Annotated in this window: 19 protein-coding genes and 6 tRNA genes; 17 read left to right on the top strand and 8 right to left on the bottom strand. The window is 38.1% G+C overall.

Translation table 11 applies throughout. The features are described from left to right. The first annotated feature begins 8 nt into the window (after window positions 1–8). Both O1450_RS11925 and O1450_RS11920 read left to right on the top strand, forming a co-directional pair. Entirely contained in the window at window positions 9–353 is a 345-nt protein-coding gene (locus O1450_RS11925) for a zinc ribbon domain-containing protein YjdM (RefSeq protein ID WP_269228586.1), read from the top strand. Between the two features lie 147 nt (window positions 354–500). After that, entirely contained in the window at window positions 501–836 is a 336-nt protein-coding gene (locus O1450_RS11920) for a YegP family protein (RefSeq protein ID WP_269228585.1), read from the top strand. Window positions 837–893: 57 nt separating this feature from the next. Here O1450_RS11920 and O1450_RS11915 read toward each other — a convergent pair whose 3' ends face one another. Both O1450_RS11915 and O1450_RS11910 read right to left on the bottom strand, forming a co-directional pair. Continuing rightward, window positions 894–2,609, bottom strand: a complete 1,716-nt coding sequence (locus tag O1450_RS11915; protein ID WP_269228584.1) for a proline--tRNA ligase — start codon at window positions 2,607–2,609, stop codon at window positions 894–896. A 190-nt stretch (window positions 2,610–2,799) separates the two neighbouring features. Beyond that, window positions 2,800–3,456, bottom strand: a complete 657-nt coding sequence (locus O1450_RS11910) for a hypothetical protein (RefSeq protein ID WP_269228583.1) — start codon at window positions 3,454–3,456, stop codon at window positions 2,800–2,802. Window positions 3,457–3,736: 280 nt separating this feature from the next. Here O1450_RS11910 and pilG point away from each other — a divergent pair, with 280 nt between their 5' ends. From pilG to O1450_RS11880, 6 genes are all read left to right on the top strand, one after another. Further along, window positions 3,737–4,120, top strand: a complete 384-nt coding sequence (gene pilG, locus O1450_RS11905; RefSeq protein ID WP_004652356.1) for a twitching motility response regulator PilG — start codon at window positions 3,737–3,739, stop codon at window positions 4,118–4,120. 19 nt (window positions 4,121–4,139) lie between these two features. Then, the gene (locus tag O1450_RS11900) at window positions 4,140–4,502 is read left to right on the top strand and encodes a response regulator (RefSeq protein ID WP_004664659.1); all 363 of its coding nucleotides are present in this window, start codon (window positions 4,140–4,142) and stop codon (window positions 4,500–4,502) included. A gap of 39 nt (window positions 4,503–4,541) precedes the next feature. Continuing rightward, window positions 4,542–5,078 carry a chemotaxis protein CheW gene (locus tag O1450_RS11895; RefSeq protein ID WP_269228582.1) on the top strand — a complete coding sequence of 179 codons (537 nt, stop codon included), beginning with the start codon at window positions 4,542–4,544 and terminating at the stop codon, window positions 5,076–5,078. A gap of 47 nt (window positions 5,079–5,125) precedes the next feature. Beyond that, window positions 5,126–7,213, top strand: a complete 2,088-nt coding sequence (locus O1450_RS11890; RefSeq protein WP_269228581.1) for a methyl-accepting chemotaxis protein — start codon at window positions 5,126–5,128, stop codon at window positions 7,211–7,213. Between the two features lie 156 nt (window positions 7,214–7,369). Continuing rightward, window positions 7,370–12,397, top strand: coding sequence for an Hpt domain-containing protein (locus O1450_RS11885; protein WP_269228580.1), 5,028 nt, complete (start codon window positions 7,370–7,372; stop codon window positions 12,395–12,397). 11 nt (window positions 12,398–12,408) lie between these two features. Next, window positions 12,409–12,864, top strand: coding sequence for a hypothetical protein (locus tag O1450_RS11880; protein ID WP_269228579.1), 456 nt, complete (start codon window positions 12,409–12,411; stop codon window positions 12,862–12,864). 50 nt (window positions 12,865–12,914) lie between these two features. Here the strand turns inward: O1450_RS11880 and dapE are convergent, their stop codons facing one another. From dapE to O1450_RS11865, 3 genes are all read right to left on the bottom strand, one after another. Continuing rightward, on the bottom strand, window positions 12,915–14,048 hold the full coding sequence (gene dapE / locus O1450_RS11875) for a succinyl-diaminopimelate desuccinylase (protein ID WP_087548326.1): 1,134 nt from the start codon (window positions 14,046–14,048) through the stop codon (window positions 12,915–12,917). A gap of 124 nt (window positions 14,049–14,172) precedes the next feature. Beyond that, on the bottom strand, window positions 14,173–14,316 hold the full coding sequence (locus tag O1450_RS11870; RefSeq protein WP_269228578.1) for an entericidin A/B family lipoprotein: 144 nt from the start codon (window positions 14,314–14,316) through the stop codon (window positions 14,173–14,175). Window positions 14,317–14,416: 100 nt separating this feature from the next. Next, window positions 14,417–15,298: a DUF1853 family protein gene (locus tag O1450_RS11865; protein WP_269228577.1), complete on the bottom strand. Its 882-nt coding sequence runs from the start codon at window positions 15,296–15,298 to the stop codon at window positions 14,417–14,419. A gap of 100 nt (window positions 15,299–15,398) precedes the next feature. On the opposite strand from O1450_RS11865, the gene O1450_RS11860 reads away from it, so the two are divergent. The 9 genes from O1450_RS11860 (at window position 15,399) to O1450_RS11820 (ending at window position 18,130) form a co-directional block, all read left to right on the top strand. Continuing rightward, complete coding sequence (locus tag O1450_RS11860; RefSeq protein ID WP_269228576.1) at window positions 15,399–15,764, top strand: YbaN family protein; 366 nt, start codon at window positions 15,399–15,401, stop codon at window positions 15,762–15,764. Window positions 15,765–16,129: 365 nt separating this feature from the next. Continuing rightward, window positions 16,130–16,639 (top strand): cell wall-recycling L,D-carboxypeptidase ElsL, encoded by a 510-nt coding sequence (gene elsL / locus O1450_RS11855; RefSeq protein WP_269228575.1) that lies wholly within the window; start codon window positions 16,130–16,132, stop codon window positions 16,637–16,639. A gap of 163 nt (window positions 16,640–16,802) precedes the next feature. Continuing rightward, window positions 16,803–16,878, top strand: a tRNA-Val gene (locus O1450_RS11850). A gap of 23 nt (window positions 16,879–16,901) precedes the next feature. Beyond that, window positions 16,902–16,978 (top strand) — tRNA-Asp (locus O1450_RS11845). A 45-nt stretch (window positions 16,979–17,023) separates the two neighbouring features. Next, window positions 17,024–17,100: transfer RNA gene (locus O1450_RS11840), tRNA-Asp, on the top strand. A gap of 103 nt (window positions 17,101–17,203) precedes the next feature. Then, window positions 17,204–17,279: transfer RNA gene (locus O1450_RS11835), tRNA-Val, on the top strand. 38 nt (window positions 17,280–17,317) lie between these two features. Further along, window positions 17,318–17,394 (top strand) — tRNA-Asp (locus O1450_RS11830). Window positions 17,395–17,495: 101 nt separating this feature from the next. Continuing rightward, window positions 17,496–17,571 (top strand) — tRNA-Val (locus O1450_RS11825). Window positions 17,572–17,659: 88 nt separating this feature from the next. Continuing rightward, window positions 17,660–18,130 carry a DUF2750 domain-containing protein gene (locus O1450_RS11820; RefSeq protein ID WP_004664639.1) on the top strand — a complete coding sequence of 157 codons (471 nt, stop codon included), beginning with the start codon at window positions 17,660–17,662 and terminating at the stop codon, window positions 18,128–18,130. Window positions 18,131–18,161: 31 nt separating this feature from the next. Here the strand turns inward: O1450_RS11820 and O1450_RS11815 are convergent, their stop codons facing one another. The 3 genes from O1450_RS11815 to O1450_RS11805 all read right to left on the bottom strand — a co-directional run bounded on the left by O1450_RS11815 (window position 18,162) and on the right by O1450_RS11805 (window position 22,358). Further along, complete coding sequence (locus O1450_RS11815; RefSeq protein ID WP_269228574.1) at window positions 18,162–18,947, bottom strand: YdcF family protein; 786 nt, start codon at window positions 18,945–18,947, stop codon at window positions 18,162–18,164. A 130-nt stretch (window positions 18,948–19,077) separates the two neighbouring features. Beyond that, on the bottom strand, window positions 19,078–21,615 hold the full coding sequence (locus tag O1450_RS11810) for a sulfite reductase flavoprotein subunit alpha (protein WP_269228573.1): 2,538 nt from the start codon (window positions 21,613–21,615) through the stop codon (window positions 19,078–19,080). Window positions 21,616–21,773: 158 nt separating this feature from the next. Further along, a complete protein-coding gene (locus O1450_RS11805) occupies window positions 21,774–22,358 on the bottom strand; it encodes a YcxB family protein (RefSeq protein WP_269228572.1) in 585 nt (194 codons plus the stop codon). Window positions 22,359–22,404 lie beyond the last annotated feature (46 nt).

Genomic DNA, 22,404 nt, shown 5'->3' with positions numbered 1-22,404 from the left:
ATGTTTTTATGTCTTTCCCACACTGCCCAAAATGCCAATCAGAATATACTTACCAAGATGGCGACTTATTGATCTGCCCTGAATGTTCACATGAATGGAAAGAAGGGGAGACATCTGCTTCAGAACAACAAGAGATTATTAAAGATGCTAACGGTAATATTTTAGTTTATGGTGATAGCGTCACTGTCATAAAGGATTTAAAAATCAAAGGCTCATCATCTGTAGTTAAAGTTGGAACGAAAGTGAAAAGTATTCGTTTATTACTCGATGCGAATGATGGACATAATATTGATTGTAAAATCGATGGGATCGGTGCAATGAAATTGAAATCTGAGTTTGTAAAAAAGATTTAGTTCAAATCATTTAAGGGGGTATGTCAGTGCCCCTTTGCGACTAAAAAACTTACCAAAAGTGAACAATAAATCATTTTCTATTGGTATAAAAAATAATCTATAAATAAAGCTATAACAATCAAAACAACTCAAATAAAAGAGGTATTTATGGCAGGATGGTTTGAGGTAAATCAAGCAAGTGATGGTCAATATCGTTTTGTACTTAAGGCTGGGAATGGTGAAGCTATTTTGAATAGTGAACTTTACAAAACCAAAGCATCCGCTTTAAATGGGATTGCATCCGTTCAAAAAAATAGTTCAGATGAAGCGCGCTATGAAAAACTAACCTCAAAAAATGATAAAGCTTATTTTAATTTAAAGGCGGCTAATCATCAGGTGATTGGTACAAGTCAGCTTTATGCAACTGAACAATCTCGTGATAAAGGGATAGAATCTGTTAAAAATAACGGCTCTTCAGAAACAATCAAAGATCTAACAGCTTAAGCTTTCAATAAAAAAGCCGTTTATTATTAAACGGCTTTTTTATTACTAGGATAAAGATTAGCCTACAAGTTTAGCTAAGAGTTCATCTTTACCTAAATTGCTTGCTTCAAGATCGCGACGACCTTTGTACTCAAAAGTGCCTGCATCAAGACCTTTTTCACCGATGACAATACGATGAGGAATACCCATTAATTCAAGATCAGAGAATTTTACTCCTGGGCGTTCATTACGATCATCAAGCAATACATCATAGCCTTGAGCCTGTAATTCAGCATAAAGCGCTTCAGCTGCTTCAAGGGTGCGAGGTGATTTATGCGCATTCATTGGCACAATCGCAATGTCGAATGGAGCAATCGCTTGAGGCCAAATAATTCCTTTGTCATCAAAATTTTGTTCAATTGCCGCCGCAACTACACGTGTTACACCAATTCCATAACATCCCATTGTAACAGTGAATGGTTTGCCATCTTCACCGAGTACTTTACACCCTAAAGCTTCTGAGTATTTTGTACCGAGTTGGAAAATATGACCGACTTCAATACCACGTTTGATTTGAAGTGTACCTTTACCATCTGGAGAAGGGTCGCCTTCAACAACATTACGTAAATCATAAACTTCGGTGAATTTTGCATCACGCTCCCAGTTCACACCTGCCGCATGTTTATCGACTTCATTTGCACCCGCAACAAAGTCAGATAATACGGATGCAGCACGATCCACAATCACGGTTAAGCCTTTTTCAACTAAACCTTGTGGACCGCAGAAACCTGCTGTTAAACCGTGTTGTTCTAATTGTGCTTCAGTTGCAAATGCTAAAGGTGCAGCAATTAAAGGATGCTTTTCAGCTTTAATATCATTTAATTCGTGATCGCCACGTAAGAATAGAGCAACAACTGGTGTATTGCCATTTTCATCTGTTTGACCTTGTACAAGTAAAGCTTTTACAGATAGTTTTGCATCACTGTTTAAAAATTGGCAAACATCGGCAATTGTTTTCTGATTTGGTGTATCGACTAAGGTCATTGTTTGAGCAGGCGCAGCACGCTCACCGACTAACAATGCTTCTGCCATTTCAACGTTAGCGGCATAATCAGATTCAGTGGAAAATGCGATATCATCTTCGCCACTTGCAGCAAGTACATGAAACTCGTGTGAAGCAGAACCACCAATAGAACCTGTGTCTGCCTGTACTGGACGAAAATCTAGCCCAAGGCGTGTAAAAATACGGCTATAGGTGTCATACATGACATCATAGGTTTCTTGTAGCGATGCTTGAGTTGCATGGAAAGAATAAGCATCTTTCATAATAAATTCACGAGATCGCATTACACCGAAACGTGGACGAATTTCATCACGGAATTTAGTCTGGATTTGATAGAAATTTACCGGTAATTGCTTATAACTTTTCAGCTCATTACGTGCCAAATCTGTAATGACTTCTTCATGAGTAGGACCAAGCACGAATGGATTATCATGACGATCTTTGAAACGAAGTAATTCTGGACCGTATTGTTCAAAACGACCAGATTCTTCCCAAAGCGCAGCAGGTTGAGTGACAGGCATAAATACTTCTAATGCGCCTGAACGGTTCATTTCTTCGCGAACAATCGCATCTACTTTCTTTAAAACACGTGTTCCCATGGGCAACCAAGAGTATAAACCAGAAGCTAATTTACGAATCATCCCCGCACGTAACATGAGCTGGTGCGAAATGACTTCAGCATCATTTGGGGTTTCTCTTAACGTTGCAAATAAAAAGCGGCTTGCGCGCATGGAAACTGTCCTAAAGTTAAGTGTTATTTAGAAATACTCAAACGAGCAAAATCATCTACTCAGTTTTAAGCAATTGGCATTATGACATGAATCATTGAATTTCGTGTAATCTAAAGCAAGCTGAATGAATTAAAACTATGAAAAGTTAGATTTAATATTTTTGAGAGACCATGCAAGAAAAATTTTAAGTCTATTGTGTTTCTTGTTCAATATTTTTTAAACGGTTAATAATATCAACATAATCTGTTTCAGTTTTATGATATGCATTACGTAAACTTTCTACTGTTCTTTTTACATTTTCAATATTCTTGGCATTATTGTCCAAATTGTTTTTGAGTTGAGCGGGGAGCGTTTCTCCCTTACGATGATATTCCATCTCTTGTCGCTTAAATCCAATTTTGTCTTGTTGTAGCTGTTGTAATTGTTCTTGTTGATAATTAAGTTGCTTTTTCAAATTAGCCAAAATTTGATCTCTTTTTGTTGCCGCTATTTTTGTATTTCCATAAGCACGTTTTAATCTCATATCTTGTTCGCGTTGACGTGCCATAGATTCGCGACGAGAAGATTGTTGTACATCTACTGTTGCGTTATAAGCACGGTTGCGTTTGATCACTTGCATATTACGATCAAGTGCTTCATAACCATAACGAATATGTTCAGGCGTAACTGATGTGCTCACATTAGCCACACCATTTTTATCATAATAACGATACCATACAGCTCTAGGCTGCTCTGTAGCTGCAAAACTTGAACTGCAAAAAATCAATAAAAAAAACGCGCAAATGTAATTACGAGCAATCGTTGTAAAGTGGCTAATGCCGAAACCGCACTTTAACGAACCAGTCATTACATTCCCCGGAAAAAGTTAACTAAATCACTTATTTTTAAATAATAATCAGTTGTATATTAGTAGCTATTTAGACAATTAAAAATAGTTAGTATACAAAAAATTTAGGAATTTGACGAAAAGTGTGAGCAATTTGTTATTGTTATCAAAAACTGACAGGTTGGTTCAAAAAACCTCATTGATAATGCAAGTAAAGATATGTTAAAAATATCAACTGATCTGTATAAAACAAATTAAACCAACCATAATTTGTATTGAGTGAATGGGGCAGGACAATTAAATGGAAGATAAATTTCAAAATTTGAAGGTAATGGTGATTGACGATTCAAAAACGATTCGTCGTACAGCTGAAACGCTTTTACAACGAGAAGGTTGTGAGGTGATCACCGCTGTTGATGGTTTTGAAGCATTATCAAAAATTGCAGAAGCAAATCCTGATATCGTGTTCGTCGATATCATGATGCCTCGTTTAGATGGTTATCAAACCTGTGCACTGATTAAAAATTCTTTAAATTATCAAAATATCCCAGTGATTATGTTGTCAAGCAAAGACGGTTTGTTTGATCAGGCTAAAGGGCGTGTTGTGGGTTCTGATGAATATTTAACTAAGCCATTTAGTAAAGATGAGCTGTTAAATGCGATTCGTAATCACGTTAGCGCATAAAATTTAAATTGAGGAAAAAATGGCTCGTATACTTATTGTAGATGATTCACCTACTGAAACATTTCGCTTTAGAGAAATTTTGACTAAGCACGGTTATGAAGTTTTAGAAGCAACCAATGGCGCTGACGGTGTCACAATGGCCCAAGCAGAACTACCAGATCTCGTATTAATGGATGTGGTAATGCCAGGAATGAATGGTTTCCAAGCGACACGCCAAATTAGCAAAGGTAAAGACACGCAGCATATTCCTGTTGTGATCGTAAGTACCAAAGATCAGGCAACAGATCGTGTTTGGGGTAAGCGTCAAGGTGCTTGTGATTATTTGACCAAGCCGATTGATGAGCAACAGCTAATTGATGTGATTAAACAATTATTAAGTTAATTCGTACGAGCCTTTTCATTACTCAATACGGGATAGGGTATGGCAGCAAATGGATTTATCGAATTGCTTCGCTTATCCAAGCGAGGCAACAAACAATATGCTTCAACTCAAAATGAAGTCAGCCGTTGGTCTGGTATCGCATTTGAGATGTTAGGGCAATATTTTGTTGCACCATTAGGGGAAATTTCGGAGGTGATTTATCCTCCAAAATATGCCCCTGTTCCTAATACTCAGGCATGGGTACGTGGTTTGGCAAATATTCGTGGTCGATTGCTTTCAGTTTCTGATTTAACACATTTTATTTCAGGACAACGGAGTCAGTTTTCACCAACACAAAAAGTAATATGCATTAGCCATCAAGACCATTATGTTGGCTTGGTTGTCGACCAAGTTCTTGGGATTCAGCACTTTAATAAAAAGAGTTTCTTTTCACAAAGTGCTGATCTAGATAATAAATTGAAAGATTATTGTCAGGGATACTTCCATCAACATAATCAGCAATGGCATGTGTTTTTACTGAGTCGGTTGTTGCAAAATCCTCAATATATGAATGCATCAATAAAATTTATAAACTAATTTGATACGCTACGGAAAATAAACGCGTATTCAGGGGAGAAGCTGACATGGGCTTTAAACTTAAAAAGAAAAATGGTAGTAGTGGTGATAGTACTGGTCTTAAGAATGGTGGTGCATTTTTAGAGAATGCTCGAACGCAAATTGATCAGTTTTCTCGCTTATTTGGTGAAACTGAAAAGTCGAAACCAATTCTATACCGTGCGATTGGTGCTTTAGCTCTTGCAGTTATCCTCTTAATTTATTTATTCGTGAGTGTTCCTCGTCATAACCAGTTAACTCGTAGTTTGGGTGAGTTACGCTTGTTATCTCAGATGATTTCTCGTCAGGCAACCGAGGCAACGGCATCTGGTACACCTGAAGCAATGAAAAGCTTAGTTGAATCTGAAAAGCGTTTTGCTGAGAACTTAGAGACGGTTGAAAGTGTATATGGTACTGGTTCAGAAGAGTACAAAAAAGCAAATGCACTTTGGACGAGTGTTTCTAAGAACATTGAGTTAATTGCTTCGCAACAAAAAGTCATTAATCAATTATACGATACAAACATTTCGATCAGTGAAACGATTCCTGAAATTCAGGCTGAATATAACTTGATGGTTGATCAGATGGTTCGTGAGAACATGTCAAGTAGTCAGGTAATTATCACAAAAAACCAAGTGTTTATTGCTGAACGTATTTTACGTTCGATTAACTCTGTTTTAGTTGCTACCGATAACTCAAACGTTTCGGCAAACGACTTTGGAGCAGATATTGATACCTTTGGTGTTTATTTAAATGCACAATTAAATGGTAGTACAGAACTTGGTGTAGATCGTATTGCTTCTCCTGATTTACGTGAGTCTGTAGATAGTATTAAATCTGATTATGATGCGGTATTGAAATCAGCGGCAGCAACAGTATTACAAAACGCAAACCAAATTGTTCGTGTACGCCAAGCATCTTCGCAAATCTTTTCTCAATCTGATGCCTTATTAAAGTCATTAAACGATTTATCTAACAAAGCAGAGGGTGGTTGGGGTAACGTTATTGCGGGTGTCGTATTAATTGGTGCGTTAGGTCTATTGATTTTCTCTGCACTACAATTACTTGCTTTACGTAGTAATACAGATAAAGAACGTGTAACTCGTCTACAAGATGAATATGACCGTAACCAAAATGCAATTTTACGTTTACTCGATGAAATTGCCGACTTAGCAGATGGTGATTTACGTTCATATGCAACAGTATCAGAAGATTTTACTGGTGCGATTGCCGACTCGATTAACTTCGCAATTGATCAATTACGTGACCTTGTATCTCGAATCACTGAAACATCTCAAGAAGTTGCTCGTTATACTCAAGATACTCAAGATATTACCAACCAATTAGCAGAAGCTTCTGAACATCAGGCGCAAGAAATTGCGGGTGCATCAGCAGCGATGAACGAAATGGCATTGTCGATTGACCAAGTATCTTCGAATGCATCCGAGTCTGCTGAAGTAGCACAACGTTCTGTACAAATTGCATCGAATGGAGCAGAAGTTGTAAACCGCTCGATCGAAGGTATGGATAACATTCGTGAACAAATTCAAGAAACTTCAAAGCGTATTAAGCGTTTGGGTGAGTCTTCTCAAGAAATTGGTAACATCGTATCCTTAATTAATGATATTGCCGACCAAACCAACATCTTGGCATTAAACGCAGCGATTCAAGCATCCATGGCGGGTGAAGCAGGTCGTGGTTTCGCAGTCGTAGCCGATGAAGTACAACGTCTTGCAGAACGTTCTGCATCAGCAACGAAACAGATTGAAAGCTTAGTAAAAACCATTCAAACAGATACGAACGAAGCTGTTATTTCAATGGAACAAACGACGTCAGAAGTTGTTCGTGGTGCGAACTTGGCAAAAGATGCGGGTATTGCACTTGATGAGATTCAAACCGTATCTGGTGACTTGGCTAAATTAATTGCGAGCATTTCTGATGCAGCAAAACTTCAGTCTGCATCAGCAAGTCACATTGCAACGACGATGAATGTTGTACAAGAAATTACGTCACAAACGACTACAGCAACGTTTGATACAGCTCGTTCGGTTTCTGAATTGGCAAATATGGCTGAATCATTACGTGAATCTGTAACTGACTTTAAGCTACCTGAATAAGCAGCAAAGGGGAGGCAGAGTATATCTGTCCTTTCCCTTTTTTGAAGAGATGTAGAATATCTCTACAAGATGATGACTAACATGGAGCTACATCTTGTGTGATAGATACACGTAATTTTTAGCCACAATTAGTGGATAAAAACGAAAGAAGCCGCTATGAAAGAAATATTAAAAACGTTAGTTGAAACGATGACGCTTCCTGAAGATAGTTATCTTGAGCAAGATGCAGAAATTCTTGAAATTTTTATTGAAGAATTAGATGAAATCTTTGTTGATTTAGAGCCATTAATCGTTCAGTGGATTGAACAGCCAAATCAACAAGATGTGCTCACAGATATTCGCCGACATTTCCATACCTTAAAAGGTTCTGGAAGGATGGTTGGTGCCAAATCTTCAGGTGAATTGGCGTGGACGGTTGAAGATACTTTAAATCGAGTACTTGCAGGGACAGTGTTGTTGAATTCAGATATTCAACACTATGTAAAAGCGATTTTTAATATCTATCGCTTTAAACTTGTACATGATTTTAAATTGGTTCAAAAACATCAGATAGATTTAAAACCTTTAGTTTTATTAGGTCAGCAACTACAGCAGCAACTTAGTATAGAACCAGCGCTAGCTGAGTTATTAAAATTATCGAATATGCTGAATGATAACGCTGCAACTGGTCTCGAACTGATATCTGTAAATATGGATACTATCGTAGAAGAGAACACTGTTGATGTAGCATATTCAGAATCTGTATTTATAGGCCATTCGTTAGATGATGAAGCGTTAATCAAAGAAACATTATCGATTTTCTTGGAAGAAGCAGAAGATCATTTGACTACGATTGATCAATTTTTACTAAATGATCGCCCAACAAATGATAATTATAATACGCTAATTCGAGCGCTTCATACTTTACGTGGCAGTTCTGCTATGGCGCATGTTGAGCATGTGTTTGAAGCAAGTTCGAAAGTTGAGAATTTATTCAAAACATTATTGCAAGAAGAGCTTGATTCAAGTTCTGATGAAACGGCACTTTTGACCCATTACGCACAGTTTGTTCGTGACTATTTGCACACGTTGAAACACCAAGGTTCACAACAGAAATTTGAAGAAATTTATAATACTTTCAATGTTGCATGGGATAGCTACGATTTCCAATTAGAAGAAAAACAAGGTGAATCTTTACGTCCACAGGGTCTAGTTTCACAATTACTAGAATTGAATATCAATGATCTTCTTGACGTTGAGTTTGATTTTGAGAAACGTGCGCGTACTGAATTTCCTCAATATATTCAACTGTTAAGTCAGCAAACTGAAACTTTATTAGAACATACCCATCATCATGCGACGATTGGTATGTATCAATATACAAGTTTGTTACGTTCTAGTTATCAAGATCTGCTATTTAAGCCAAATTTACTGAATCTTGATTATGCTTTTGAACTGTATTATCAAGTACATCAACAGTTTATTCAATTGTTTGATACCTTGGCTGCAGGGCAGCGCGTGACTTTAACGAAGGCACATGAACTTGTATTAAATGAATTGAGTTCATTTACACAGCAAAATATTGAGTTCTTGGAAGTTCCTGTAATTGAGCAACAAGCAGGTTTAGTTGAAGCACCGATTGCTGAATTTGAGTCCTCTAATAACAAAGTTAATGTGAGTGATTTAGCTGCACAATTTGCTTTAGATAAACAAAGCTTACAATCAAGTGATTCAAATCGTGACTTTGATCCAGACTTGTTAGATATCTTCCTTGAAGAAGCTGATGAGTTATTGGTTGGTATTGATGCTGATTTAAATACATGGACAGCTGATCAACAAAATGTAGGTGCATTGAAAAACTTGATGCGATATTTGCACACCTTAAAAGGTGGTTCAAATATGATTCAAGCACGTCATATTGGTTTAATTGCACATGAATTGGAAACAATTTATGAGAAATTAATTAATCAGCAGTTACAACCGAACCCACAATTAATCGCAGTCATTCGTGCAGTACAAGATGATATTGCAGATCGAATACAAACCATTCGTGATAAACAAGTCGATTATCCTGCTACACATGCGTTGAATGTATTAGCAAACCAAGATTCAGCAAGTGTTGCATCAGCGGTTATTCCTGTTGACGACGTTGAAGAATTGGATAGTTTGCATATAGCCACTGTGGAAACCACGGTTGATTCGACTGTTTCTGTAAATACGTTAAGAACTGAAACACATCATGCTGTTGATGTGAGTGATTTAGCTGCACAATTTGCTTTAGATAAACAAAGCTTACAATCGAGTGATTCAAATCGTGACTTTGATCCAGACTTGTTAGATATCTTCCTTGAAGAAGCTGATGAGTTATTGGTTGGTATTGATGCTGATCTAAATACATGGACAGCTGATCAACAAAATGTAGGTGCATTGAAAAACTTGATGCGATATTTGCACACCTTAAAAGGTGGTTCAAATATGATTCAAGCACGTCATATTGGTTTAATTGCACATGAATTGGAAACAATTTATGAGAAATTAATTAATCAGCAGTTACAACCGAACCCACAATTAATCGCAGTCATTCGTGCAGTACAAGATGATATTGCAGATCGAATACAAACCATTCGTGATAAACAAGTCGATTATCCTGCTACACACGTACTTCAGTTGCTTCAAAAAGCAGATCAATCTATTGATTTTACTCCGTCATCACCTGTTACTTTTGAGCCTGTAGCCGAAAATCATGTTGCCGCTGTGGTCGAAACGCATGATTTCACGGACTTATCAATTGATGAGTTGTCATTGATCGAAGCTCAAGAAGTTCTAGAAGATACTTCAAATGCGGAGATTGTTCGTGAAGTTGCTCTTGATGATGATGTTCGCTCTCTTGTTGAGCAAACATTTTTAGAAGAAGCAGAAGAACTACTTGAACAAGCCAAAGGTCTATTAAGACAATGGTTTGATCAACGTGGTAATCGTAGTTTGCTCTTACAGTTACAACGTAATGCCCACAGTTTAAAAGGTGGTGCACGTATGGCTGAGTTAGATGCAATTGCGATTGTTGCTTATCATCTCGAGAATGCATTTGAACAGTTTGGTGTACACCATTTCAATTCAAACGTTTATGATAATCTTCTCAATACAGCACTGGCTTGGTTGAATGATGCGATTTTCAAACGTCAGTATGCAAACTTTGATGGCTTAAAACAAAGTTTAGAGAATATGGAGTTTGTGGATGTTTCAGCACAACTTCCACAAAAGCTCTCAGCTAAAGATATTTTAACTCCAGAATATACAATGGAGTTTGTTCAAGGTGATGGTACTGAACCTCCATCAATGTTAGGTGAATGGGAAACAACCGAACGTATTGAACAAAATAATGAGATGATTCGTGTCTCTGCTGACGTCATTGAGAAAATGATTGACTTGTCAGGTGAGAATGCGATTAACCGTTCGCGTATCGAAATGGACCTTGGTCAATTGGGTGGTACGCTAACGGAGATGGAGCTCGCGATCAAACGTTTGGCAGATCAGTTACGCCGAATGGAAGGTGAGTTAGAAAGTCAGATTATTGCACGTCATGGTGGTGAGAACTCTCGCTACGCAGATTTTGACCCATTAGAGATGGACCAATATTCATCTTTAAATCAGTTGTCAAAATCTCTTGCGGAATCCGCGTCGGACTTGGTTGACTTTAAGACCACACTTTCTGAGAAGATCCGTGATACTGAAGGCTTGTTATTACAACAATCTCGTATTCAAGCAGAAATTCAAGAAAGTTTGATGCGTACCCGATTGGTACCATTCTCTCGATTATTGCCACGTTTACAACGTATTGTTCGTCAAACAGCATCGACTTTAAACCGACCAACAGAATTAATTGTTAACAATACTGAGGGTGAATTAGACCGTAGTATTTTGGAAAAATTGGTTGCGCCATTTGAACATATGTTGCGTAACGCGATTGACCACGGTATTGAAGACAGAGAGCAACGTTTACAAGCGAAGAAACCAGAAACTGGACATATCGTTTTAGATATTGGTCGTCAGGGTACTGATATTGTTGTTACATTTAGTGACGATGGTAAAGGTATCGATGTGAATCGCATTAAAGATAAAGCGATTCAAACAGGTTTAATGACTAAAGAGCAGAAACTTGAACATGAAGAAATTCTGCAATTTATCTTCCATCCAGGTTTTAGTACGGCTGCACAAGTTACACAAATTTCTGGGCGTGGTGTTGGTCTAGATGTAGTTCAGAGCGATATTAAAGCGCTTGGCGGTCATGTGAGTGTGAACTCTGTTTTAGGTAAGGGAACAACATTTACCATTCGAGTACCGACTACAGTAGCTGTAAGTGATGCCTTGATGGTAAAAGCGGGCGATCAACAGTTTGCCTTCCCACTTGCACAAATTGACCGTATTGTTCGTATTTCACCTGCAGCACTAGAACAATACTTTGAAAGTAAAGACGATTATTTCAAGATCGATCAAGAAAGTTATCGTTTACGTTATTTATCTGAGTTTGTTGCTGGGCAGCCGATTCCTCGTTTGCATGGGGTTGTTCACTCATTGCCTGTATTGTTGGTTAAAGGTGCACAGGGACAAACGACAGCATTACTTGTTGATCAGTTAATTGGTTCTCGTGGACAAATTGTTGTAAAACCTCTTGGACAACAGTTCTCAAGCATCGGGGTGATTGCTGGTGCGACGATTATGGGTGATGGTCAGGTATGTTTGATCTTAGATGGTCAAAATATTGCTCGACAAGCACAGTCTACAGCACGTAGTAAACAGGCTGATGAAACTTACACCAAGCAGCGCTATGATGAACGTCGCTTGATTATGATCGTTGATGACTCAGTAACTGTACGTAAGGTAACTTCGCGTCTATTAGAGCGTCAAGGTTATGATGTTGTGACTGCGAAAGATGGTGTGGATGCGATTGAGCAGCTTGAAACCATTAAGCCAGATTTGATGTTACTTGATATTGAAATGCCACGCATGGATGGTTTCGAAGTAACAAACCTTGTTCGACATCATGAATTACATCGCGACTTACCAATTATCATGATTACATCACGTACGGGTGAAAAGCATCGTGAACGTGCTTTATCACTTGGTGTAAGTCAATATATGGGTAAACCATTCCAAGAAGAAACACTCTTGGAAAATATTGAAAGTTTACTAACAGTGCGCTCATGAGGTAAAAATTAATGGTAAAAAAAAGCGCAAGCTCAGGTTTGGGGCAAATTGACCAACAAGAGTTACAACATTTAATTACGGTATCAACAGGGTTTATTGACGCTTATATTATTAAATGTCATGAAAAAGTTCCGATGCTGCTACCACAGAATATCGTGTTATCAGCGATGGATACACAAACCAATATTGATCATGTTGAATGGCATGATCTCAAGCTTCCTATTTATGCTGTAAATGATCCAGCAAATAAAAATGGGGTAGCGTTGGTCGTTGAAGGTGATGACGTTTCAGAACGATTTGCTTTGGTTTGTAATGAAATGCCTGAATCTATTCGTTTACGTATTTCTGAAATTGTAGATGAAGAAAAAGACATTGATGACAATAACGTATTTAAATATGTCAAGATTGGGGAAAAACAGTTTTATGTCCCTCATCTACAAAATATTCAAACCCAACTAGGGTTATAAATAAAAAAGGAACTCAAAAGAGTTCCTTTTTTATTGCCTCAACTTGTATGTTAAGCAAGTAATTCAACTAAAATTTGCTCATAAATCTCAGCAAGTGGCTCTAAATCATCGACATTTACATGCTCATTGATTTGATGGATTGTTGCATTTAATACGCCTAATTCTAGAACTTGAGCGCCCGTAGGTGCAATAAAGCGACCATCTGACGTTCCACCACTTGTTGATAGAACAGTTTCAACACCAGTCACATTTTTGATCGCTGTTTTTGCAGCATTCACTAATTCACCAACAGGGGTGAGGAATGGTAAACCTGATAGTGTCCACTGAATATCATAAGTTAAATTATATTTATCCAAAGTCTCAAGTACGCGTTGTTTGAGAATTTCAGCTGTCACTTCAGTTGAGTAGCGAAAGTTAAAAGTAACTTTTAGTGTGCCTGGGATTACGTTGGTTGCACCTGTTCCAGCTTGTATATTTGAAATTTGGAAAGAGGTCGCAGGGAAATATTCATTACCATTATCCCAAACAGTATCGCACAGTTCAGTTAAAGCCTTCGATGCTGAATGAATAGGATTTTCTGCTAAATGAGGGTAGGCCACATGTCCTTGTTTGCCATGAACAGTCAAAATAGCATTCAAAGAGCCACGACGACCATTTTTGACGATATCGCCTAATTGATGTGTGCTCGATGGTTCGCCTACCAAGCACCAGTTCATTTTTTCGTTACGTGCTTCTAAAGTTTCAATGACCTTCACTGTTCCGTTGATTGAAGGACCTTCTTCATCAGATGTAATCAAAAATGCAATAGAACCTTTATGGTTCGGATGCTTCGCAACAAAACGTTCAGATGCAACCACCATTGCAGCCAGTGCTGTTTTCATATCTGCTGAACCACGACCATATAATTTACCATCACGGATACTTGGTAAAAATGGATCTGAATTCCAAGCATCTAAATGGCCTGTAGGAACGACATCTGTATGACCTGCAAAACAAAAAACAGGTGCTGTAGTGCCTCTGCGTGCCCATAAGTTATCAACATCTTCAAAACGCATGTTTTCGATATTAAAGCCAATTTTTGCTAAACGCTCGGCCATAATATTTTGACAATCATGGTCAACAGGGGTAACAGAAGGTTGGCGTAGGAGCTGTAAACTAAGTTCAAGAGTATCGGAATGGTTCATGCGAGATGTGGTTAAATCTGGTGAAATCTGAACCGATATAATAGGGGAATATGATAGAGAAAGGTATGCAAAAATAAACCTTATCTATGTTTAGATAAGGTTTTGCGAAGGGTATTCACTAAAATTACATTTTATCCTGAGTTTTTTCAGCAGTTTGAGTAACTTTGTCACCTGCTTTAGATACATCCTGCCCAAAACCCTTAAATGTATTACAACCAGTTAAAACAAAAGTAGCCATGATTGAAGCAACTAAGATTTTTTTCATCATCTTCTCCGTTTAAATGTAATTATGATGTTCTTAGAGGCTAAGAAAAAATGCAGAAAATAAACATAATGGTTTGATAGTAGAAGTGTTATAAAATGTTACTTTATAAAAAATAATCTGATGAAGAAGACCTAATGAATAATAAAGAGGGTTGGCGAAACATATAAAAAGAGGGACTAGGTGTATCATGATAATAAAGACCATTTGTCCACCATGTTGCATTTTTTGAGGATGCTTGCTGATTAGGACATAACCATTCATGACGTTGTAATCGATAATAATCTGTTGTGGGAATATTAGTTCCCCATAATCCCAAACGTCGGGACGAGTTGATCCAATTAGGGAGTGCAAACTGATTCAAATCAGTTGGTAAATATAATTGCCCTTTCATAACCGCAAATCTACGTTGAATCTGATGATGATTTGCATCCGTAAACTGAAATTGACGTTGAGTGAAATGCTTCAATTTTCTTTGTAATGTGTCTTCTCGATTTAGCCCATACCATTGCGCTAAGTCTAAGTTACTTTCGCCTAGGTAATACTTTAGCGCAACTTCCCAGTGTTCAGTTTCTTGAGTGTCTTGATTTAAAATGACGAAATCTAGTTCACCTAGCGTAACCGATCCTGCAATTTTTTGAATGCTATGACCTAAAAGTTGATACGGATGATACTCATCATCTAATAACCAAAACCAAAGTAAGTTCTCGAATCGTAGCCCAAGGCGAGTACTCTTGAGTCTTGCAAGAAAATCAATGAGGGATTGCGGATGTTGATCAAGTTGTTTTAAGCGTTTTTCGTAACGTTCATAATGACTTTGCCAGATTTGATCAGAATGGAGCTCAAAAGTATATTTTATCTCTAAATCTGGCGAGATTCGAGCTAGAATATTTGGACTCGCGATGCAAAAAGCCAAATGACGTACTATAGGATTCTTAAACTGCAACCAAGGTTCAAAAAAAATAGTCGTACTCATTAGGCTAGACATGCTGTTACTCAATCATGGAAATAATAAGTTAAGTTTAAGAAAGAGCAATAAAAACAATTTATACTAGCATTGTTGTAAACATGTGTTGGTTAATTACTCAATGAAAACATTGTTCTGGCGTAGTTTAGTTGTGATTTTTATTATTTTAGGAATCATTGGAGCAATTTTACCAGGCATGCCAACCACTGTATTTTTAATTCTTGCTGCATGGGCTGCATCGAAAGGATGGCCTGAAATGGATGCTTGGCTCTTGAATCATCCTAAATACGGACCGACCTTACGCAATTGGCGTGAAAATGGAACAGTACCGCGTAAAGCAAAATGGATTGCCAGTATCATGATGCTAATCAGTGGTGTTTTAATGCTGTTTACCAAGGCACCATTCCTTGTCAAGATTTTTACAGATCTCATAATGTTTATTGTTGCTGTGTGGTTGTGGTTACGCCCCGAGCCTGAGCAGCGTTAAGAAAAGCAACGCTTTTTAGCTGCGCAAGACGAGTGGCTATGTCGCGAGTGGCGAGTTAAACAAAGCAACGCTTTGTCCGAGCGCAAGACGAGAACTATGTTAGAGTAAATGCATTAAGAAAAGTAACACTCTTGCGAAATATATTCCTGATACCGCAAGACGATAAGCTTAAGAAAAGTAATCCTTAGCGCTGAGAGTTGATTAAAGCACTACTTTTGCTGATCTAAAACAGCATGTTTGATCTTATTATGCTGTTTTGTTTTTTATATTTAAAATCAATCAACAATCAAAACTACCGAAAAATACAAGAAAAAGCTTTTGGTCTATGTTGAAATAACTGTGTTCTATCATCTGTTGAGATAAAAATGACTTATACCCTTGATCAGGCAGACATCGTCATAGATTTAGCACAACAAATTCTACATTTGCCAAAGCACAATAAATTTTATGTGATCTCTTCTGGCAAGAATGGTATTGGTGAGCAAGAGAATAGTGGTAAGACGCCAAGAGGTTGGCATCAAGTCGCACAAAAGATTGGTGCAGATCTAAAGAAAAATACAGTCTTTATTGCACGTCAGTCGACAGGGGAAGTGTATAACCAACAACTCGCGCAGCAATTTCCACAACGTGATTGGATTTTGTCACGAATTTTATGGTTGGATGGTTTAGAAGATGGATTCAATCATGGAAATGGTTGCGATACATTTAAACGATATATCTATATTCATGGCACGCCTGATACAGAACCGATGGGCATTCCGATGTCACATGGCTGTATTCGGATGAAGAATGATGAGATTATTGAGTTATTTGAGCTGATTTCTGAGCAGGCATTGGTTTATATTTCAGAACATACTTTAGAAAATGAAGGATGAAAATATGAATAAGTGCTTAAATAAAATACGAAAATCTTGATTTTTTCAATGAATTACTTATTTTTTAATCATTCGTACGCTTTTTTCAGAAAAGAATGGCAAAAGCGTTTGACAGGCTGTAAAGATTCTCTATAATGCACCTCACAAACGATGAAGACGTTAAGGGCGCTTAGCTCAGTTGGTAGAGCGTCTGCCTTACAAGCAGAATGTCGGCGGTTCGATCCCGTCAGCGCCCACCAAGCCTTTACGTTAAAACTCAAGTGCAGCGGTAGTTCAGTTGGTTAGAATATCGGCCTGTCACGCCGAGGGTCGCGGGTTCGAGCCCCGTCCGCTGCGCCACTTAAGTTTTAATATCGTTTTACCCTATAATTGCAAAATTATTGTGCAGCGGTAGTTCAGTTGGTTAGAATATCGGCCTGTCACGCCGAGGGTCGCGGGTTCGAGCCCCGTCCGCTGCGCCACTTTAAGATTGCAAGAATAGATAGAGTTAAGTAAATTAGAGTCTAGATTCTTTGATGCTTAAACAATATTTAAAGCATTGCTTTAAATTTGTTACCTCGCTCAGGGCGCTTAGCTCAGTTGGTAGAGCGTCTGCCTTACAAGCAGAATGTCGGCGGTTCGATCCCGTCAGCGCCCACCATAGTTAGTGACATATACTTCTTAATGGAAGTAAGTAGTGCAGCGGTAGTTCAGTTGGTTAGAATATCGGCCTGTCACGCCGAGGGTCGCGGGTTCGAGCCCCGTCCGCTGCGCCATTCTCTTGATTCCCTGTTTAAGAGAGTGATAATGTAAGACACTACGCACTCCGTTTGTCTTGCGTCATAAAAATTGATATTCAATCAATTTTTATTCCTCAGGGCGCTTAGCTCAGTTGGTAGAGCGTCTGCCTTACAAGCAGAATGTCGGCGGTTCGATCCCGTCAGCGCCCACCATAATTTCTCTTCTAGTTCAAATCCTTGTAATTTATATAGAATTATTTTATTATTAGCGTCAATAATGATTCTAATATTGAACTATTTTATGAAAAACCCATATCAACGCAAGGCTGCGTCGAAATCACAAACAACAAATTCTAGTTCCTCACCAAAAGATATTTATCGTCAATTTATTCAAAATATTATTATACAACGGCAAGTTATTGCGCTTTATCATGATGGGTGGGCCTTATGTTCAACCCCATCTGGTCAACACGCATTATCGATTTGGCAAAATAAAGGTTTGGCAAAATTACTGATTAAAGATAATTGGGCTAAATACGAGATTCAGGAAGTGTCACTTTGGGTTTTTATTGAAAAGATGATTCCTTTTTTAAAAGAAAATAATACAATTCTATCTTTAGACCTTACCCCAGAGGGTAACAATCTATTGGTTTCACCTGATACTTTTTTATTGGATATTAAAAACTTTCTTTACCAAATTTATTTACAACGACCAGATGTATTTGCTGAGTTAAAGTTACCCTTGCCTAGAGATATTCGTCTACACAATTAAATGAGATAAATTGATTGGGAGACAACCCCAATCAATATTCATTCAGAAGCCAACCGCTGGCGTAAGCAAAGTATTCTCTCAACCATGCATTATAGCGTGTCGTCACTGGTGTCGTTGCGCCAAGCATAATGATATTACGATAACCTTGTTTCTTTGCAATGGCGGCAGCGCGTAATGTGTGGAAATCGCTGGTTACAATCGCAATCGCTTGCTGAATGTTAATCTGCTGTGCCTGTAATAAGGGTTGGCTATTTCTAAGATTTAGCTCAGTACTCGTGCTTTTATCTTCCAAGATGATCTGTGAGGCAGGAATATGATAGTGCTGCTGTACATAACGTGACATGACAATCGCTTCACTATCAGTTTCACCAAAATCAATACCACCTGTCATGACTAATTTGGCATGAGGTTGTGCTAAAGCTACAGGGGCAGCACGGTCTAAGCGTTTCGCCAATGTTGCAGAAGGTTGTCCATTTTCAACGCCACTGCCTAATACAATAATGGCTTTAACCGCAGGGATATTTTGAGTTTTGGTATTATTGTCTGAAATGTAATTAAAGAAATAGCCTAAGCTGACGACCCAAATCCAGAAACACAACCAGCCGAAGCGCCAAATCGAATGCAGACGGAAATGATAGAAGAAGAAACGCTCGATATGATAATAGAAATAAGCATAGAGGCAAAAAAATAGCCCAAGTAGTAGCGGTAGTACTGTCCCAATATGAATCTTTTTAAAGGCGATCAGAATAGCGCCATCTAAGAGTAGAACTGAACCGATAAGGGCTAAAACAAGACGAACCCATGAACTTATTTGCATAATCTTAATTGTAGTCAATTTGAATCGTGCTCAGTGTATGCAAAATTCTAAGAAAGGCAAATTCCTTATGGTTTGATGAAAAAAACGAGTGCCGATGCACTCGTTTTTTAATACTAACACTTAAGTTGGATTAATAAACATCTCGACGATAACGTCCAGTCTGTCTGAGTTGATCCATTTTTTCTTCGCCAAGAATCTCTATCAGCGCTTGATCGACACCTGTTGCCATACCTTCGATACTACCACAGACATAAATGACAGCACCTTGCTCAACCCATTTGCTCAGCTCTTCAGCCTTGTTGCGTAATACATCTTGGACATAGATGCGTTGTTCCTGATCACGAGAAAAGGCGAGGTCTAAACGTTGTAGTGTGCCCATATTTAGCCAAGCTTGGATGGTCTCTTGATAAAAGAAATCATGTTCACGTTGGCGTTCGCCAAAGATAAGCCAGTTTGCCGTATAGTTTTGTCGATTACGTTGCTGTAATAAACTCATCAAACCTGCAATTCCTGTGCCGTTACCGATACAGATAATTGGACGGTTATCGTCAATCAGATGGAAAGATTCGTTAGTGCGAATCCGTAAGGAAATAGAGTCTTTGAGTTGTGAAAATTCAGTTAACCAGCCTGAACCTAAACCTAATTGAGCATTCTCATCACGCTTTTGACGTACTACCAGTCGCAGGCATTGCTGTGCTGGAATACTTGCAATTGAATATTCACGTGTTGGTAGTGCGGGTAATTGCTTGAGTAATTCTTCTAAGTTGCTAAAAGCATTGAGATCAACTCTTAAATTTTTATCCCAAAGTGCCTGTTCAATGTTTTGATTCAATGACTCAACAATTGTTTGGGATGAGATTTTGTATTTAATCAAAAAGTTTTGAATCTCTTTAACACTGTTCCCTGATTGAATCTCGGCAATATCTCCTGCATGCCAAGTGATATCATGAGGAGCTGTTAACTCAATATGATAAGCAGCTTCTCCTAAGCTATTTGGATTTAGAATATGGCGTTGGCTTAATGTCCATTGATCAAACACTTTGTCGATATTCATGGCATTAAGTTCATGCTTGGTCACATTAGATAATGCTTGATTCCAACGCTGAATATCATTGGTGTTGGCATTATCTACTTCGATTAAATCGAATAATGGTTGTGCATTGCTTTGTTTTAACCATTTATCTACTGCATAGCCGAAGCTGCAATAACTATCAGGATATTCTTTAGATCCGAGTGCTAAGACTGCATATTGTATTTGACTTAGGTCAAGGTGCTGCTGCATCAGTTTTTTACTGAAACTTGTTGCTAAGTCGGGTGCTTCGCCTGTTCCATAGGTACTGATGAGTAATAAAACTTGTTGTGCTTGTTGTAGGTCTTGTTCAGTCAGTTGCTGAATTGGTTTTACGGTCGTTGGTTGTTGTGCTTCTTGTAAGCTCGTTGCTGTAAGCCAAGCGAGTTGTTCTGCTACACCTGTTTGCGATGCATAAGTAATCAACCAAGGCTTGGTATTTGGATCAATTTGCTGTGGATTGAGTGATTGACGTGCAGCAAGGGTTAATTTTTTTTGCTTACGTCGTTTAAGATAAAGCATCCAACCTGTTATAAAAAATAAAGGCATTGCTAATGAAGCCAACATCGCAATAAATTGATAAGTTGAACCAAAAAAACTACCTCGATGTACAGGCAGCATACTGCTCATGATTTTTTCATTGAGTTTTTTCTGTTCATACAGTTCAAATTTTTCGAATTTATTATCTTGATAGTTATAGATCGCTTGGTTACGCGCACGTTCATGTTGTGGCGTTGCATCGACAAAAGAGAGTTCAACTTTGGCATCATCATGCTTTGGAATATTTAAAGTAAGGCTTGAATATTCACGCCCAATTTGTGCATTTACACCGTTCCATGTTTGGGTCAGGATGGTGTTGAGCTGCTGCTTTTGCAGTTCGGGTTGTTTATCTTTGCCATGTTCATTATTTTGTTGATTCCGTTGCGGTTGTTCTACGCCCATGACGTTGAACATGCCTGCACGCCACCAATCATAAGACCAGTATAAGCCCGTACATGCGAATAATAAGTAGAACATAACCATCCATGTTCCAACGACAGCATGTAAGTCCCAAATAAAATTGCGACCTTTAAGTTTAGGTTTAATAAAAAACCATTGTTTAAAGGAGTGTTTCTTTGGAAAGCGCAGATAGATGCCACTCAATACAAAGAAAATCAGCATCAACGTTGATGCGCCAGTAATTTGTGCCCCAAATTCACCTGCAGTCAAATTACGATGTAAACGCTGAATAAATTGCAGCGTATCACGCCCCTTAATGTCAGGTAATACTTCGGCTGTGTATGGATTAACCATCATGTTATAACCACGACGAGCACCTTCTTTTTTAATATTGACGGTTGAAGATATTGTCGGATCTGATGCAATCGTAATGCTATTTATTTCAATCTCAGGCTGTTGTCGATTGAAATGTTGATACAGTTGGGCAGGGGTGAGTTTAGGCGTTTGAGCGACTTTAACAACATAGCTGTCTTGATTCAGCCACTTTAAAATTTGTTGATCATAAGAATAGATTGCACCCGTTACTCCCATTAAAGAAAGTATAAGCCCCACAGTAATCCCTAAAAACCAATGCATTTGGAAGAAAACTTTTTTAAACATGGTCAGAAAATAAGAAGAAAAAGAGATTCATTTAAAAATTATAACTGAACAATGGGGCGATAATATGTATGTTGTGGGGAATATTGATTATTATTATCATTAAATTAATACGGTTAAAAAAACCTCTCATCAAGAGAGGTCTTTGTATGAATAATGGATTAGATTGATTTAGCTGCGCCTACCGTTTCATTTAAATGTTTGCGTATGGTTGTGAACGGGAAATTCTTTGAGTCCATACGTTTTGGTAAAATATATGCACCTTGTTGTTCTTCACCTTTTGGTGTTTTTACCTTGAAATTCACCAAAATAAAATCAGGAGAACTGTACCATTCGTAAATGTCTTTCCAACCAATCGTTGCGGTGCCTTCTTGAAGTCCCATCTTTTGGCGCATCACAATACCATGTTGTTGCACACCTAAACGAATTCCTTTAATTTCTTGAACAGGGAACTCATTCATTTTACGTTTTACGTACCATTCAAGACCAAATTTTTTTACAAGATAAAAGAGGATCACACCGATCATCACGATCCAACATAGGACGGTTGAATAAGTCGAATAATATTTAATGAGTCCTGCTGAAACCAATGAAAGCACCACAAGTGCAATCATAATCATCCATGCTTTTTTACTGAATTTATTGGTACTACGCCAAATCATCAGTTGAGCTTGACGTTGTTCAACTTCAGAAACTTCGTAAGGAACAGGTTGTAGCGTATAAGCGTATAGCGTTTTGGCGGTCATAGTTTAAAAAATAAGTTTAGAACTGGGTTAAGTTTAACACCAATTG

The organism is Acinetobacter sp. TR11 (genome assembly GCF_027105035.1).
GTDB lineage: Bacteria > Pseudomonadota > Gammaproteobacteria > Pseudomonadales > Moraxellaceae > Acinetobacter.
The sequence above is the reverse complement of the archived record's forward strand: the minus strand, read 5'-3'. Positions and strand labels throughout refer to the sequence as shown.

What these genes read in the sequence shown, in the direction of transcription:
- O1450_RS11880 (WP_269228579.1), top strand. Translation starts at nt 12,409, where the DNA reads ATGGTAAAAAAAAGCGCAAGCTCAGGTTTGGGGCAAATTGACCAACAA.
- O1450_RS11895 (WP_269228582.1), top strand. Translation starts at nt 4,542, where the DNA reads ATGGCAGCAAATGGATTTATCGAATTGCTTCGCTTATCCAAGCGAGGC.
- O1450_RS11915 (WP_269228584.1), bottom strand. Translation starts at nt 2,609, where the DNA reads ATGCGCGCAAGCCGCTTTTTATTTGCAACGTTAAGAGAAACCCCAAAT.
- elsL (WP_269228575.1), top strand. Translation starts at nt 16,130, where the DNA reads ATGACTTATACCCTTGATCAGGCAGACATCGTCATAGATTTAGCACAA.
- O1450_RS11805 (WP_269228572.1), bottom strand. Translation starts at nt 22,358, where the DNA reads ATGACCGCCAAAACGCTATACGCTTATACGCTACAACCTGTTCCTTAC.
- O1450_RS11925 (WP_269228586.1), top strand. Translation starts at nt 9, where the DNA reads ATGTCTTTCCCACACTGCCCAAAATGCCAATCAGAATATACTTACCAA.
- O1450_RS11870 (WP_269228578.1), bottom strand. Translation starts at nt 14,316, where the DNA reads ATGATGAAAAAAATCTTAGTTGCTTCAATCATGGCTACTTTTGTTTTA.
- O1450_RS11865 (WP_269228577.1), bottom strand. Translation starts at nt 15,298, where the DNA reads ATGTCTAGCCTAATGAGTACGACTATTTTTTTTGAACCTTGGTTGCAG.
- O1450_RS11890 (WP_269228581.1), top strand. Translation starts at nt 5,126, where the DNA reads ATGGGCTTTAAACTTAAAAAGAAAAATGGTAGTAGTGGTGATAGTACT.
- O1450_RS11920 (WP_269228585.1), top strand. Translation starts at nt 501, where the DNA reads ATGGCAGGATGGTTTGAGGTAAATCAAGCAAGTGATGGTCAATATCGT.
- O1450_RS11820 (WP_004664639.1), top strand. Translation starts at nt 17,660, where the DNA reads ATGAAAAACCCATATCAACGCAAGGCTGCGTCGAAATCACAAACAACA.
- O1450_RS11900 (WP_004664659.1), top strand. Translation starts at nt 4,140, where the DNA reads ATGGCTCGTATACTTATTGTAGATGATTCACCTACTGAAACATTTCGC.
- O1450_RS11885 (WP_269228580.1), top strand. Translation starts at nt 7,370, where the DNA reads ATGAAAGAAATATTAAAAACGTTAGTTGAAACGATGACGCTTCCTGAA.
- O1450_RS11815 (WP_269228574.1), bottom strand. Translation starts at nt 18,947, where the DNA reads ATGCAAATAAGTTCATGGGTTCGTCTTGTTTTAGCCCTTATCGGTTCA.
- O1450_RS11910 (WP_269228583.1), bottom strand. Translation starts at nt 3,456, where the DNA reads ATGACTGGTTCGTTAAAGTGCGGTTTCGGCATTAGCCACTTTACAACG.
- pilG (WP_004652356.1), top strand. Translation starts at nt 3,737, where the DNA reads ATGGAAGATAAATTTCAAAATTTGAAGGTAATGGTGATTGACGATTCA.
- O1450_RS11810 (WP_269228573.1), bottom strand. Translation starts at nt 21,615, where the DNA reads ATGTTTAAAAAAGTTTTCTTCCAAATGCATTGGTTTTTAGGGATTACT.
- dapE (WP_087548326.1), bottom strand. Translation starts at nt 14,048, where the DNA reads ATGAACCATTCCGATACTCTTGAACTTAGTTTACAGCTCCTACGCCAA.
- O1450_RS11860 (WP_269228576.1), top strand. Translation starts at nt 15,399, where the DNA reads ATGAAAACATTGTTCTGGCGTAGTTTAGTTGTGATTTTTATTATTTTA.